We start from the raw sequence: 13,938 nt of genomic DNA, 5'->3' as shown, positions 1-13,938 counted from the left end.
CGCTCAGGTCCCATCAGCCCGGTCAGGCCTTGAGCTTGTAGCCGAAGCCGCGGACCGTCTCGATCCGGTCCTGGCCGATCTTCGTACGCAGCCGCTGCACATGGACGTCGACGACGCGGGTGTCGCCGCCCCAGCCGTAGTCCCACACACGCTCGAGGAGCTTGTCGCGGGACAGTACGGAGCCGGGCGCGGAGGAGAACTCGAGCAGCAGGCGCATCTCGGTGGGCGTCAGGGCCACCGGCTCCCCGCCCTTCCTGACCTCCATGCCGTCCGTGTCGATCTCCAGGTCGCCGAAGCGCAGCGCCCCGTGGTCGGGCGCGGTGCTCTCCTCGGCCGCGCCGGAGGCTGCCGCGGCGCCGCCCGCGTGCCCGAAGCGGCGCAGCACGGCGCGGATCCGGGCCACGAGCACCGCCCCGTCGAACGGCTTCGTCACGTAGTCGTCGGCCCCCGCCTCCAGGCCGAGCACGACGTCGATGGAGTCCGCGCGCGCGGAGAGCATGATCACCGGAACCGTCGACTCGTCGCGGATGCGGCGGCACAGGGAGACCCCGTCGAGCCCCGGCACCATCACGTCGAGCAGCGCGATGTCCGGCCGGTTCGAGCGGAACGCCTCCAGGCCCGCGAGCCCGTCCGGCATCGCGGTGACCACGAAACCGTCGCGCTCCAGGGCCAGCTGGGTGGCCTCGCGGATGACGTCGTCGTCCTCGACGAACAGGACGTGCGTCGGCTCGCCCTTGCGTTCACCGCCCATGCCGGCCATCCGTTCTCTCCTCCACCACGTGTCTCGTCACTCAGCCGTCGCCGTCCGAAGGTGCGGGGCTCGCCCCGTCCACCGCGTTGCTGTAATCGTTGTGCGTGCGGCTCTCCTGGGCGAATCCGTGGCCGCTCCACCGGTACGTGAGGATCTCCTCGCCAGACGGTGAGGCGACCGAGTCACCCTTCTCGTACACCTGCTTGGTTACCACGAGATCACCCCGGTCGATCTCCGCGTACACCGGGGGTTCTTCGTCCCTGAAGACATTCTTGTACGTGCCGCCCTCGTCGCGGTACACGTACGTGCCGATGCCGACCGCGTCACCGCAGGTCATCACGTTGACCACGACGTCGCTGCGGGAGCTGCCGGTCAGGGTTCCGTAGCTCACGTCGACCGGGTACTCGTCCGCCACGCACGGCTTCAGGTCGCGCTTGATGTCCGCGCCGACCTTCGGGTCCTTCTTCACCATCCGCACGGCTTCGGCGGAGCTCGGGGCGCTCGGGGAGGCGGAGGCCGAGGGGCTCGCGCTGCCCGCCGCCGTCGACCCGACCGGGTCCGTGCGGGCGGGGCCCTCGTCGCGGGCGCCGGTGCCTCCGGTCGAGCACGCGGCGAGGCCGCCGGCGAACAGACCGAGGGCGGCGAGCCCGGCGATCGCCGCGCCCCCCGCCTTCATGCCCCGCTTCAGGGTGGAACGCCCCCGCATCAGGGACGTACGAATCCCAGAGGCCCGTATGCCTAGGCCGCGCAACGCTCCCGCTCCTCACGTTCGAGCGCGCGGCCGGCCAGTTCCTCGCGCTCCCGCTTCTCCAGCTCCTCACGGAGCCGGGCGAGGGCCCGGTGCAGCGTGCTCTTCACGGTTCCGGCCGACATTCCGAGAGCGGCGGCCGTCTCCTCTGTGGACATCTGCTCCCAGTGTCGCAGCACCACGACGCTGCGCTGCTTCGGAGCCAGCACCTTCATGACGTCCATCAGCAGGGCGCGGTCCGCGTGCTGCTCCGTCGAGTCGTCGATCGAGGACTCGGGCAGCTGCTCGGTGGGCACTTCCTCCAGCTTGCGCGCCCGCCACCACTCGGTCCGCGTGTTGATCATGACGCGGCGCAGATACGCGTCGGCCAGGCGCTTGTCCGCTATGCCGCCCCACCGCCCGTACGTCCGTACGAGCGCGGTCTGCAGCAGGTCCTGGGCGTCGACCGGGTCGGGCACGAGACGCCGGGCGCTGCGCAGCAGAGCGTCCTGCCGCGTCCGCACGTACTCTTCGAACCCGAGCACCTCACCGGCGTGCGCCATGATCAACTGCCTCCCGCTTCCCGCAATCCCCGTGGTCCGCACAGGTTGTGTGCGGTTACGAGGAAGAAGTTACGGAGGAGTTGTCACGGCGTTGTCCGTTCCGGCCAGCGGCGAACGCACGACTACCCGTCGGTTGTGTAACGAAGGCGGCCGTCCGGGTCTCCGCGCCCGGCTCAGCCCTGCGGAAGCCGGTAGAGGCCGCCCGCGAGAGGCTCCACCAAACCGTCGTCGACCAGACCGTCCAGGGCCCTCGCCCGCTGCACCGGCTCGTCCCACACGCGGTCGAGCGCGGCCTGCGGAACCGGGGCGACGGCGTCGCGCAGCACGGCGAGCAGCTTGCCGCGGACCTGGCGGTCCGTGCCCGCGTACGTCTGGCCGCGGCGGGGCGGGCCCTCGTGCGCGGGCTTCCCGGAGAGCCGCCACGCGCACATCGCGGCGATCGGGCAGCGGTGGCACTCCTCGTTCTTGGCGGTGCACACCAGGGCGCCCAACTCCATCGAGGCGGCGGCCCACTTGGCGGCGGTGTCCTCCTCCTCGGGCAGCAGCGCGCGGGCCAGCTTCCGCTCGGCGGCGGTCGTCGCGTTCGGCGGGTACTGCACGCCGGCGACGGCGCGGGCGAACACCCGTCGCACGTTCGTGTCGAGCACCGCGTGCCGCTGGCCGTACGCGAACGAGGCGACGGCGGCCGCCGTGTACTCGCCGATGCCGGGCAGCGCGAGGAGCTGCGCGTGGCCGGTGGGTACGTCGCCGCCGTGGCGTTCCGTTATGGCGACGGCGGCGCCGTGCAGACGCAGGGCGCGGCGCGGGTAGCCGAGCCGGCCCCACGCGCGGACGGCCTCGCCGGGGGCCTCAGCGGCGAGGTCGGCGGGGCGGGGCCAGCGGGCGAGCCACTGCTCGTACACCGGGAGCACGCGGTTGACGGGCGTCTGCTGGAGCATGAACTCGCTGACCATCACGCCCCACGGGCCCGCGTCGCGGCGGCGCCAGGGGAGGTCGCGGGCGTGCTCGGTGAACCAGTCGATGACCGGTGCGTGGAGATCGGTGTTCGCGGCGTTCTCGGGATTCTTCGTGAGCGCAGTCATGGCACCTCCGATCCTGCCATGGGTGGGGGCGGGGGTGGGGGAGCGTGGTGTGTTGTGCGGGGGTGGGGTTGGCGTGTGTGGTGAGTGGGGGCGCGGGGACCTGACGATCGGCAGGGGTGGGCGGGGCCCGCCCGCTTGTAGCGTCGGGGGCGTGGAGGATCGACGACGTACCTTGCTGGTCGGGCTGTCGCTCTGGGGCGCGCTCGCCCTTCCGGTGCTCGCCGTCGAGTGGCTGCACCTGCACGAACCGGACAGCACCTGGCAGCAGCTCACCGGAATCGCCGCGCTCGGCGCCGCCACCGCGCTGCACCGCCGGTTCCCCGCCACCGCCTTCCTGCTCGTGGCCGTCCCTGGCCTCGCCGTCGCCTCGTCCCTGTTCACGCTCTCGTACGGCGGCGCGCTCGCCGTCTTCGCGTACCTCATGGGGCTGCGGTCGCCGGCCGTACGTCCCTCGCTCCTCGCCTTCGGGGCGCTCGCCGTCGCCGGCACCGTCAAGATCAGCATTCGGCAGGTCGACCCGGCCGCCGAGTGGCTGGTGCTCATGGGGACGTTGCTGTTCGGCGCCGTGTTCCCCTGGCTCATCGGGCGGTACTGGCGGCAGAGCGGGGAGCTGACCGCCGCCGGCTGGGCCAGGGCCGAGCAGTTGGAGCGCGAGCACCGGATCGTCGCGGACCGCGCCCGGCTGCGCGAACGGGCCCGGATCGCGCAGGACATGCACGACTCCCTGGGCCATGAACTCAGCCTCATCGCACTGCGCGCCGGCGCCCTCCAGGTCGCCCCCGGCCTCGCCGACCAGCACCGCACGGCCGCCGCCGAACTGCGCTCCGCCGCCTCCGACGCCACCGACCGGCTGCACGGGATCATCGGCCTGCTGCGCGAGGAGGACGACGAGCAGGCCCCGCTCGCCCCGCCCGGCGAGACCGTCGCGGAACTCGTCGACCGGGCCGCCGAATCGGGCCTCCCGGTGCACCTGGTGAGCGCCCCCGTGGATGTCCCAGAAGATCGCACCGCCTACCGCGTCGTCCAAGAAGCCTTGACCAACGCCGCCAAGTACGCGCCGGGCGCCCCCGTCACCGTAGAGGCGCGGCAGGACGGCGCCGCCACCACCGTCACCGTCACCAACGCCCGCCCGGTCGACGCGCCCGCCGCGCCGTCCGGCAGCGGCACCGGACTGCTCGGCCTGCGGGCCCGGATCACCGCGCTCGGCGGCAACTTCGACGCCGGCCCGCACGACGGCGGCTTCCGGGTGAGCGCCCGCCTTCCCGCGCCCGGCGCCCCGCTCGGTGGCATCCCCGTCGACGCCGGTTTCGGGCACGCCCGCCGCACCGCCAGACGCCGCGTGGGCCTTGCCTTCGGAGCGGCCGCGGTCGCGGGAACCGTCCTGATCGGCGGGGCGTTCACCTGGTACGCGTACACGAAGACGCACGCCGTCCTCACCCCGCAGGCGTACGCGCAGCTGGGCGTCGGCGCGCCCCTCGCCGACATCGAGTCCCGGCTGCCCGAGCGCACGATCAGCGACCCGCCCGTCGAGCGCGCGCCCACGCCACCGCCCGCGCACGCGGACTGCCGCTACTACCGGGCGAGCGGTGAACTGTTCGTGTCCGTCGAGCACTTCAGGCTCTGCTTCGCCGACGACACGGCGCACACCCTCGTCGACAAGGCGGTGATCCCGAAGGCGGGCACCGCCGACCAAGTGAAGGAAGAGGAGCGTGAATGGGCGCGCTGAGCGAACCGGGCGCCGGCAGACGGATCCGGGTGCTGCTCGCCGACGACGAGGCGATGATCCGGGCCGGGGTCGGCGCGATCCTCGCGGCGGGCGGTGACTTCGAGATCGTCGCGGAGGCCGCCGACGGGCGGGAGGCCGTGTGCCTCGCCCAGGCCCACCGCCCGGACGTGGCGCTCCTCGACATCCGCATGCCGCGCCTGGACGGCCTCGCGGCGGCGGAGGAGATCACGGCGACGGTGCCCGGCACGGCCGTGGCGATGCTGACCACGTTCTCCGAGGACGCGTACGTGGCGCGGGCGCTCGGCGGCGGCGCGACCGGCTTCCTGCTCAAGTCCGGAGATCCGCACGAACTGATGGCGGGCGTACGGGCGGTGGCGGACGGCGCCGCGTTCCTGTCGCCGAAGGTGGCCCGGCATGTCATCGACGGGCTCGGCGGCGGGCGGCTGACCCGTGAGGCGGCCGCCCGGCAGCGCGTCGGGGCGCTCACCCCGCGCGAGCGCGAGGTGCTCGGCCTGGTCGGCGCGGGCCTGTCGAACCCGGAGATCGCCGACCGGCTGCACCTCGTGGAGGGGACGGTGAAGGCGTACGTCAGCGCGGTCCTGGAGCGCCTCGAGGTCAAGAACCGCGTGCAGGCGGCCGTCGTGGCGTACGAGGCGGGGCTGCTGACGAAGGGGTCCTGAGGCCGAAAGACACGTAGGGGTCCTGAGGCCGAAAGACGTAGCGGGCCCCGATCAGCTTCGGGGCCCGCTACGTCTGTCCGTCTTCAGAAGGTTCAGCGCCGGTGCGCCCCACGCCGCGAGCGGCCCTCGGGCGTCGAGCCGTACCCGCCCCCCGCAGGACCCGGCCCGGCGAACCACCGCACGAGCCCGTTCCCGGACCCCCGCATCGCCTCGGTCACCCGCGCCCCCGGCCGCGTCAGAAGGCGTACGACGAGGAACGCGACCAGCGTGCCGAGCAGCAGGCCCACCGCGACGTCGTGCGGGTAGTGCACGCCCACGAAGACGCGCGAGAACGCCATGAGGAGCGCCATCGGCACCGTGAACCAGCCCACCTTCGGCCAGGCCAGCGCGAGGCCCACGGCCGCTGCCGCGGCGATCGTGGCGTGGTTGGAGGGGAAGGACCAGTCTCCGTAGACCGGGCAGTCGATCAGGGACGGCAGGGCGCCCGAGACGGCACGGCAGGGCCGCTCCTCGTCGATCCCCGACTTGACCACCTCGCTGATCACATACGCGACCGCGGTGGCCAGCGGCGCGAGCACCGCGACGGCGAAGGCCTTCGGGTCGTTGGCCCGCGCCCGCCACCAGGCGACGACGAAGAGCACGGCGAACAGCAGCAGACCCAGTTCCGTCCACACCTCCATGAGGTGCTGAAACCACGAAGGGGTGTCGTGGGCGAAATCGGTGATGCCGCGATACAGGTCGGAGTCGATGGTTCCCATGGTGACGGACAGTATGCAATACCCAAGGCTTGTCACATCCAGCGATGGTCCCGGCCCGCACCTGACGATCGACAGGGGTCCCGGAGCCCGTTCGGCGGCGCGCGCGTGATGATGATCCGGAAAACTTGCTGTGCGAGGCGGCGGGTAGCACCGGACAACGGCCCGATCTCTCGTAAGGTTTGAGCCGTGGGATCTCTGCGCAATCCGATCGGGCCGCTCCCCTCCTCCATCTATTGGCGACGGAGGGCTGTTCTGCTGTCCGTGGTGGCGCTGCTCGCGCTGCTGATCGTCTGGATCGTCACCTTGGGCGGTGGCGGCGGGAACAACGGCGCCAACGGCCCGGGCGGCAAGAATCCGACGGAGTCCATCACGCCGGGGCCCTCCGGCACGGGGCCCGCGATCAGCGAACACCCGGGCGGACGCGACGAGTCGGGCGGTTCCGGCGGCTCGGGCTCGGGTTCCGGCGGTTCCGGTGGTTCGGGTGGTTCCGGTGCGGGGTCCGGTGGTTCGGACGATGCCGCGGGCGGCGACTCCGGTGACGGCGGCGGCAGCGGCAGTGGCAGTGGCGGCGGGGGTACGTCCTCCGGGGACCAGGTCCCGGCCGGCTCCAGCCTCCCGGACTGCACGGCGGGCGGCGTGACCCTGAAGGTGCGCAGCGTCCACAACTCGTACGCGCCCGGGGACAAGCCGAAGCTCCAACTCGTCGCCAAGAACACGGCGGACAAGTCCTGCAAGGTCGACCTCGGGCCGAAGACCGCGGTGGTCACGATCACCAAGGCGGAGGCCGACAAGCCGTTCTGGTCCTCCGACGACTGCCCGGCCGGGGCGGGCAGCATGGTGCTGCGGGCCCCCGCGGGCGGCACGGTGCAGCGGGACTACACGTGGGACCTGCGGCCGAGCGCGCCCCAGTGCGCGACGCCCTCGGCGGGAGCTGCGGGGCCGGGGACCTACCTCGTCGAGGTGAAGGCGGCGCAACTCCCCGAGGCGCAGACGTCGTTCGTCCTCAAGAAGGACTAGGTTCGACGCCCTCCGGCGCGGCGCCTCGGGGCTCTGCCCCGAAACCGCGCGCCGGGTGGCATGACCAGCGGAGCTACACGTACCGCTCAAGGATCGACGACTCCGCCAACCGCGACAGGCCCTCACGCACGCTCCGCGCCCGCGCCTCGCCCACCCCGTCGACCGTCTGAAGGTCGTCCACACTCGCCGCCAGCAACTTCTGCAGGCCGCCGAAGTGCTCCACGAGGCGGTCGATGATGGCGCCGGGAAGGCGCGGCACCTTGGCCAGGAGCCGGAACCCGCGCGGGGACACCGCCGAGTCGAGTGCCTCGGGGGAGCCGGTGTAGCCCAGGGCCCGTGCCACTATCGGCAGTTCGAGCAGTTCCGCGTGGCTGAGCGCGTCCAGCTCGACCAGCGCCTCCGGGACCGTGCGGGAACGCTTGGCGGTGGGCTCGGGCACGTAGTCCCGCGCCACCAGCTCGCGCTCCGGCTCCACGCCCGCGATCAACTCGTCGAGCTGCAGCGCCAGAAGGCGGCCGTCCGTGCCCAACTCGACGACGTACTCGGCGATCTCCGTGGCGATACGCCGCACCATCTCCAGGCGCTGCGCGACCGCCGAGACGTCCCGGACCGTCACCAGGTCCTCGATCTCCAGGGCGGAGAGCGTGCCCGCCACCTCGTCGAGGCGCAGCTTGTAGCGCTCCAGGGTCGCGAGGGCCTGGTTGGCCCGGGACAGGATCGCCGCCGAGTCCTCCAGGACGCGGCGCTGACCGTCCACGTACAGGGCGATCAGACGCATCGACTGGGAGACCGAGACGACGGTGTAACCGACCTGCTTGGAGACCCGGTCCGCCGTGCGGTGCCGGGTGCCGGTCTCCTCCGTGGGGATCGTGGGGTCCGGCACCAACTGGACGCCGGCCCGCAGGATCTTGTCGAGGTTCGAGGAGACGACGATGCCGCCGTCGAGCTTGCACAGCTCGCGCAGGCGCGTGGCCGTGAACTCCACGTCGAGGATGAAGCCGCCCGTGCACATCGACTCGACCGTCTTGTCGGAGCCGAGGACGATGAGGCCTCCGGTGTTGCCGCGGAGGATGCGCTCCAGGCCGTCGCGCAGGGCGGTTCCGGGCGCGACGGCGCTCAGCGCGGCGCGCATCAGACTGTCCGCACCGGAGCTTCCGCCGGACTTGCCGGGAGTTGCCGCCCGGTCATTGGCTGCCACTGCACTCCTCCGGATCGCAGACTTTGGGGTGCCCTGGGGCTCGGGGTCCACGTCCCTCGCGTTCGCACGCACGGGCGAGACCAGGGCAAAGTCTACCGGCGCTGCTCCGGCTCCCGTGGGGCCTCTCGCCGACGACCCTTCGGCAGCACCCGCAGAGCGTCCCCTATATCGGCGACTTCCAGGACCTTCATACCGGCCGGAACCTTTCCAGGATCGGCCGGAACGAGCGCGTGTGTGAACCCGAGCCGGTGCGCCTCCGCGAGCCGGCGCTGCACGCCCGTGACCCGCCTGACCTCGCCCGCGAGGCCTACTTCTCCGATCGCCACAAGGTTCTTGGGCAGCGGGGTGTCGCTCGCGGCGGAGGCGAGGGCGAGCGCCACGGCCAGGTCGGCCGAGGGCTCGGTCAGCTTCACGCCGCCGACCGTCGCGGAGTAGATGTCCCGCTTGCCCAACGCGCTGATCTTCCCGCGCTGTTCGAGCACGGCCAGCATCATCGAGACGCGGGAGGTCTCCAGGCCGGACGTGGTGCGGCGGGGCGAGGGGATCTGGGAGTCCACGGTGAGCGCCTGGACCTCGGCGACCAGCGGGCGGCGGCCCTCCAGGGTGACGGTCAGACAGGTGCCGGGCACCGGCTCGGCGCGCCGGGTCAGGAACAGGCCGCTGGGGTCTGCGAGGCCCGTGATGCCCTCGTCGTGCAGCTCGAAGCAGCCGACCTCGTCCGTCGTCCCGTAGCGGTTCTTGACGCCGCGTACGAGGCGCAGGCGCGCGTGCCGGTCGCCCTCGAAGCTGAGGACGACGTCCACCAGGTGCTCCAGGAGGCGCGGCCCCGCGATCGTGCCTTCCTTGGTGACGTGTCCGACGAGGAGCGTGGACATGCCGCGTTCCTTGGAGGCGCGGATGAGAGCCCCGGCGACCTCGCGCACCTGCGAGACCCCACCGGGCGCCCCGTCGATCTCCCCGGACGCGATCGTCTGTACGGAGTCCAGGATCAGCAGCGACGGCTTCACCGCGTCCAAGTGGCCGAGGACGGTGGACAGATCGGTCTCGGCGGCCAGGTACAGGTGGTCGTCGATCGCGTGGATCCGGTCGGCGCGCAGGCGGACCTGGGAGGCCGACTCCTCGCCCGTCACGTAGAGGGTCTTGTGCTCCTCACTGGCCGCCTTGGCCGCCACGTCGAGCAGCAGCGTGGACTTGCCGACGCCCGGCTCGCCCGCGACCAGCACCACGGCGCCGGGCACCAGGCCGCCGCCGAGCACCCGGTCGAGCTCGGGCACGCCGGTGGTCCGGGCCGTCGCCTGCTTGCCGTCGACCTGGCCGATGGGCAGCGCCGACGTGGTGACGCGGCCCGGTGCGGTGGTGCGCACGGTGGGCGCGCCGTACTCGTCGATCGTCCCCCACGCCTGGCACTCGGGGCAGCGGCCCAGCCACTTGGCCGTCTGCCAGCCGCATTCCGTGCAGCGGTAGGACGGACGGTCCTTGGATTTCGTACGGGCAGCCATGAACGAAACCGTAGCGGGCAGGACTGACAACGGGTGGGCGCGGCCCGTGCCAGCACTCCTGAGCCGCTCGGGGGACCACCCTCGGCCCACCTCCGAGCCGCTCCTGGTCCACCCCCGAAGTCGCCCCGCGTAGCCGCGCTGGCCACGGAATGACGGGTTCCTGTCCTCTTTTGAGGGATCGTTTCACCCGTAAGGATTAAATGTGCTCAAGGGGGAGGAAGCCCCCGCGTGGTGAGCCTACGGTCGCACGGTGATGAGCAGCAGGCCGGAAACTCCCACACAGACCACCGGCGCACACCGGGCGCACCGCGCCGGGGCGAGGCGGCAGGAGCCGCGTACCGCCCCGCAGCGCCCGCCCGCCCGCTACGAGTCCTGTCTGGACGGCCTGTTCACCTATTGCCTCTCCGTGCTCTGCGATCACGACGAGGCGACATCGGCGCTCGGTGACGCCCTCGCGCTCGCCGAGCGGCGCGGCTCCCGCGCCCCCGCCGGTGACTCGCCGGCCGAGCGCAGGGCCTGGCTCTACGCGCTGGCCCGCTGGTCCTGCCTGCGCCGCCTGGCGGAGGCCAATCGGCGGCGTCAGAGCGCGCAGGAGGGCGGCAGGACACAGGACGGTCTCCTCCAGGAGGAGCGCAGGCGGCAGCTCGCCCAGCTCGCCTGGCCGGAAGCCGCGGGCACGACCCCGGAGCAGCGCGAGGCCCTGGAGCTGGCGGTGCGCCACCAGCTGTCGCCGCGCGAGGTCGCCGCCGTCCTCGGCACCGACCCCACCGTCACCCGCGAGCTGCTCTCGGCCGCGGCCTGCGAGGTCGAGCGGACGCGTGCCGCCCTCGCCGTCGTCGAGACCGGCACCTGCCCCAGCGTCGCCCGCCTCACCGGGGACAACCAGGTGCTCCTCTCGGCCGCCCTGCGCCGCGAGCTGGTCCGGCACGTCGACGACTGCCCGCGCTGCCGCCGCACCGCCGAGCGCGCCGCGCCCCGCGCCTGGCCGGGCACCACGGTGACACCGGCCGCGCTACCCCTGGTGGAGGCCCCGCGGGCGGCCCTGCACCACGCGATGCACAACCGGCCCCCGGGCGCCCCGCGCTTCGACCGGCGCGGCTACCCGATGGACCCCAAGGACCGGGCGGCCCGCCGCGACCGGCTGCGCTCGCGTGCCGTGACGACGACCGTGGTCGCCACCGTGGTCGCCGCCCCGGTGCTCGCCCTGTGGGCCGCCTACCGGGGCGCCCCGCTGACCGGCGAGGCCGCGGACGGCCGCTCCGTGACGGCCAGCGAGGACGGCACGGCCGACAGCCTCGACGGCGAGCGCACCGGCGGCGCGTACGAGAACGCGGGGAACGCGCGGACGGGCCCCGACCCGAGCTTCACCGCGGGCAGCCGCTCGCCCGACGTCTCCGTAGAGGTCACATCGCCGCCCACGCGCGCGGGGCGCGGCCCCGGCCGCATCACCGTGGAGGCGCAGCCCAGCGGGAACTCGACGGCGATCACGCTCACCGCCTCGGGCCGCACGCCCGTCGACTGGACCGCTTCCACGGACGCGTCATGGCTGTACCTGAGCCAGGCCTCGGGAACGCTGCGCCCCGGCGAGTCGCTCACCATCCACGTGTACGTGGACGAGTACCGGGAGCCGCGCGGGCACTGGACGGCGCACGTCTGGATCGACCCCTCCGGGGCGGTCATCTCCCTTGAGGGGTACGGGGGTTCCGGCTCCGGTGGAGGTGGCGGCGGCGGCACTTCGCGGCCCCAGCCGTCCCACTCCGTCCCGTCGTCCCCGAACCACCCGAGGCCGACGCCCACGCCGACGCGCCCCTCGCCCGACCCGACGCCGACCGAGAGCTCGACGCCGAGCCCGAGCGACCCCGAGCCCTCCGACTCGGCGACCCCGACCGACCCGGGGTCGCCCTCGGAGACCGGGGGTTCGGGGTCTCCCTCAGGGACTCCCTGAGGCCCGCCCCCGGACCCCGGATGCGTGCGTTACGCCGGGTCGGCCGGGTGCGGGGCGATGAGCGGGAGGCCCTTGGGCGCGGCCGCGAGGCGCTCCTCGCACAGCTCGACCAGCTTGTCGTAGCCGGCCTTGCCCATCAGCTCCGTGAGCTCGGGACCGTAACTGACGTAGACCGGGTCGCCCGCGCCGTGCGCCGAGGTCGCCGACGTGCACCACCAGTGCAGGTCGTGGCCGCCCGGGCCCCAGCCACGGCGGTCGTACTCACCGATCGAGACCTGGAGCACCTTGGTGTCGTCGGGCCGCTCGATCCACTCGTACGTACGGCGGACCGGGAGCTGCCAGCAGACGTCCGGCTTCGTCTCCAGGGGCTCGCGGCCCTCCTTGAGCGCCAGGATGTGCAGCGAGCAGCCCGCGCCGCCCTTGAAGCCCGGCCGGTTCTGGAAGATGCACGAGCCCTCGTACGGGCGGGTCTGACGCTCCCCGTCCTCGTCCGTCGACACCCAGCCGGTCTCGGTGCCGATGTCGTGGTGCTGCCAGATGTCCGGCGTGAGGCGTGCCACGTTCTCCGCCACCCGCTTCTCGTCGTCCTCGTCAGAGAAGTGGGCGCCGAGCGTGCAGCAGCCGTCGTCGGCGCGGCCCGCCTGGATGCCCTGGCAGCCGCTGCCGAAGATGCAGCTCCAACGAGAGGTCAGCCATGTCAGATCGCAGCGGAAGATCTGCTCGTCGTCCGCCGGATCAGGGAACTCGACCCACGCGCGCGGGAAGTCGATGGGCTTCTCGTCCGCCTTGGCCCGCTGCTTCGGTTGCTTCTGGAGGTCCTTCTGCTCCTTCTGCTTCTTCAGCTCCTGCTTTGCCGACTTCGTCTTCTTGTCGCTCTTGTCGGCCTTGGCCTTTTTCGTCTTTGGCACCGTTCCAGAGTAAAGGCGTTGCCGCCTTCTACAGGACCTTCCTGGACGGGCACGCCGTACAGAGCAGTAGCGTTCCCTACATGAGACTCGGTGTCCTCGACGTGGGTTCGAATACGGTCCATCTGCTGGTGGTGGACGCACACCCCGGCGCCCGCCCGCTGCCCGCGCACTCGCACAAGGCCGAACTGCGGCTCGCCCAACTCCTCGACGACCGCGGGGCGATCGGGCAGGACGGCGTGGATCTGCTGATCGGGACGGTCAGAGAGGCCATGGAGGCCGCCGAGGACAAGGGCGTCGAGGAGCTGCTGCCGTTCGCGACGTCGGCGGTGCGCGAGGCCAGCAACGCCGACGACGTCCTCGCGCGCGTCAAGGACGCCACGGGCGTCGAACTGCGGGTGCTCAGCGGCGAGGAAGAGGCACGGCTCACGTTCCTGGCGGCCCGCCGCTGGTTCGGCTGGTCCGCGGGCAGGCTGCTGGTGCTCGACATCGGCGGCGGCTCCCTGGAGATCGCGTACGGCATCGACGAGGAGCCCGACGCCGCGGTGTCGCTGCCGCTCGGGGCGGGTCGGCTGACGGCCGGCTGGCTGCCGGGGGACCCGGCGGATCCGGACGACGTGAAGGCGCTGCGGCGGCATGCGCGGGCGCAGATCGCGCGCACGGTGGGGGAGTTCGCCCGGTTCGGGGCGCCGGACCACGTGGTGGCCACGTCGAAGACGTTCAAGCAGCTCGCCCGCCTCGCCGGAGCGGCCCGCTCGGCGGAAGGCCTCTACGTACAACGGGAGTTGAAGCGGAAATCCCTGGAGGACTGGGTACCGCAGCTCGCCGCGATGACCGTCCAGGAACGCTCCGAACTCCCGGGAGTCTCCGAGGGCCGCGCGGGCCAGCTGCTCGCCGGAGCGCTGGTGGCGGAGGGCGCGATGGACCTCTTCGCCGTCGAAACCCTAGAAATCTGCCCCTGGGCCCTCCGCGAGGGCGTCATCCTCCGCCACCTGGACCACATGCCGACGGACTCGGGCCCCGGTGGCGATTGAGCATTTTCAGCCCCTCCGGCGTTTGAGGAGCGGGGTCCGGGGCGGAGCCCCGA

The 13,938-nt window shown here is 72.6% G+C and carries 13 protein-coding genes; 5 read left to right on the top strand and 8 right to left on the bottom strand.

Translation table 11 applies throughout. The features are described 5' to 3' along the window. Positions 1-22: 22 nt before the first annotated feature. The 4 genes from cseB to ACYSUO_RS34465 all read right to left on the bottom strand — a co-directional run bounded on the left by cseB (position 23) and on the right by ACYSUO_RS34465 (position 3,123). Positions 23-751, bottom strand: a complete 729-nt coding sequence (gene cseB, locus ACYSUO_RS34480; RefSeq protein WP_461780202.1) for a two-component system response regulator CseB — start codon at positions 749-751, stop codon at positions 23-25. Positions 752-791: 40 nt separating this feature from the next. After that, complete coding sequence (locus tag ACYSUO_RS34475; RefSeq protein WP_404271551.1) at positions 792-1,427, bottom strand: hypothetical protein; 636 nt, start codon at positions 1,425-1,427, stop codon at positions 792-794. A gap of 62 nt (positions 1,428-1,489) precedes the next feature. Beyond that, positions 1,490-2,041 carry a SigE family RNA polymerase sigma factor gene (locus ACYSUO_RS34470; protein ID WP_461780153.1) on the bottom strand — a complete coding sequence of 184 codons (552 nt, stop codon included), beginning with the start codon at positions 2,039-2,041 and terminating at the stop codon, positions 1,490-1,492. Positions 2,042-2,214: 173 nt separating this feature from the next. Further along, the gene (locus ACYSUO_RS34465; protein ID WP_404271552.1) at positions 2,215-3,123 is read right to left on the bottom strand and encodes an HhH-GPD family protein; all 909 of its coding nucleotides are present in this window, start codon (positions 3,121-3,123) and stop codon (positions 2,215-2,217) included. Between the two features lie 151 nt (positions 3,124-3,274). Here ACYSUO_RS34465 and ACYSUO_RS34460 point away from each other — a divergent pair, with 151 nt between their 5' ends. Then, positions 3,275-4,849, top strand: a complete 1,575-nt coding sequence (locus ACYSUO_RS34460; RefSeq protein ID WP_461780152.1) for a sensor histidine kinase — start codon at positions 3,275-3,277, stop codon at positions 4,847-4,849. Then, entirely contained in the window at positions 4,837-5,529 is a 693-nt protein-coding gene (locus tag ACYSUO_RS34455) for a response regulator (protein ID WP_461780151.1), read from the top strand. The genes ACYSUO_RS34460 and ACYSUO_RS34455 overlap by 13 nt, the downstream gene beginning before the upstream one ends. 92 nt (positions 5,530-5,621) lie before the next feature. Here ACYSUO_RS34455 and ACYSUO_RS34450 read toward each other — a convergent pair whose 3' ends face one another. Next, entirely contained in the window at positions 5,622-6,287 is a 666-nt protein-coding gene (locus ACYSUO_RS34450) for a phosphatase PAP2 family protein (protein WP_461780150.1), read from the bottom strand. A 186-nt stretch (positions 6,288-6,473) separates the two neighbouring features. On the opposite strand from ACYSUO_RS34450, the gene ACYSUO_RS34445 reads away from it, so the two are divergent. Further along, positions 6,474-7,304, top strand: a complete 831-nt coding sequence (locus tag ACYSUO_RS34445; protein ID WP_461780149.1) for a hypothetical protein — start codon at positions 6,474-6,476, stop codon at positions 7,302-7,304. 73 nt (positions 7,305-7,377) lie between these two features. Here ACYSUO_RS34445 and disA read toward each other — a convergent pair whose 3' ends face one another. Together disA and radA are read right to left on the bottom strand one after the other, a co-directional pair. Next, on the bottom strand, positions 7,378-8,502 hold the full coding sequence (gene disA / locus ACYSUO_RS34440; protein WP_266711290.1) for a DNA integrity scanning diadenylate cyclase DisA: 1,125 nt from the start codon (positions 8,500-8,502) through the stop codon (positions 7,378-7,380). A gap of 92 nt (positions 8,503-8,594) precedes the next feature. Continuing rightward, positions 8,595-10,001 carry a DNA repair protein RadA gene (radA, locus tag ACYSUO_RS34435; protein ID WP_461780148.1) on the bottom strand — a complete coding sequence of 469 codons (1,407 nt, stop codon included), beginning with the start codon at positions 9,999-10,001 and terminating at the stop codon, positions 8,595-8,597. A 250-nt stretch (positions 10,002-10,251) separates the two neighbouring features. Here radA and ACYSUO_RS34430 point away from each other — a divergent pair, with 250 nt between their 5' ends. Beyond that, positions 10,252-11,946 carry a BACON domain-containing protein gene (locus tag ACYSUO_RS34430; RefSeq protein WP_461780147.1) on the top strand — a complete coding sequence of 565 codons (1,695 nt, stop codon included), beginning with the start codon at positions 10,252-10,254 and terminating at the stop codon, positions 11,944-11,946. A 29-nt stretch (positions 11,947-11,975) separates the two neighbouring features. Here ACYSUO_RS34430 and ACYSUO_RS34425 read toward each other — a convergent pair whose 3' ends face one another. Further along, positions 11,976-12,854, bottom strand: a complete 879-nt coding sequence (locus ACYSUO_RS34425) for a hypothetical protein (RefSeq protein WP_461780146.1) — start codon at positions 12,852-12,854, stop codon at positions 11,976-11,978. 80 nt (positions 12,855-12,934) lie between these two features. Here ACYSUO_RS34425 and ACYSUO_RS34420 point away from each other — a divergent pair, with 80 nt between their 5' ends. Beyond that, entirely contained in the window at positions 12,935-13,885 is a 951-nt protein-coding gene (locus tag ACYSUO_RS34420) for a Ppx/GppA family phosphatase (RefSeq protein WP_461780145.1), read from the top strand. Positions 13,886-13,938: the final 53 nt, after the last annotated feature.

The sequence above is a fragment of the Streptomyces sp. UC4497 genome (assembly GCF_054871485.1).
This window is presented reverse-complemented; position numbering and strand designations above follow the sequence as displayed.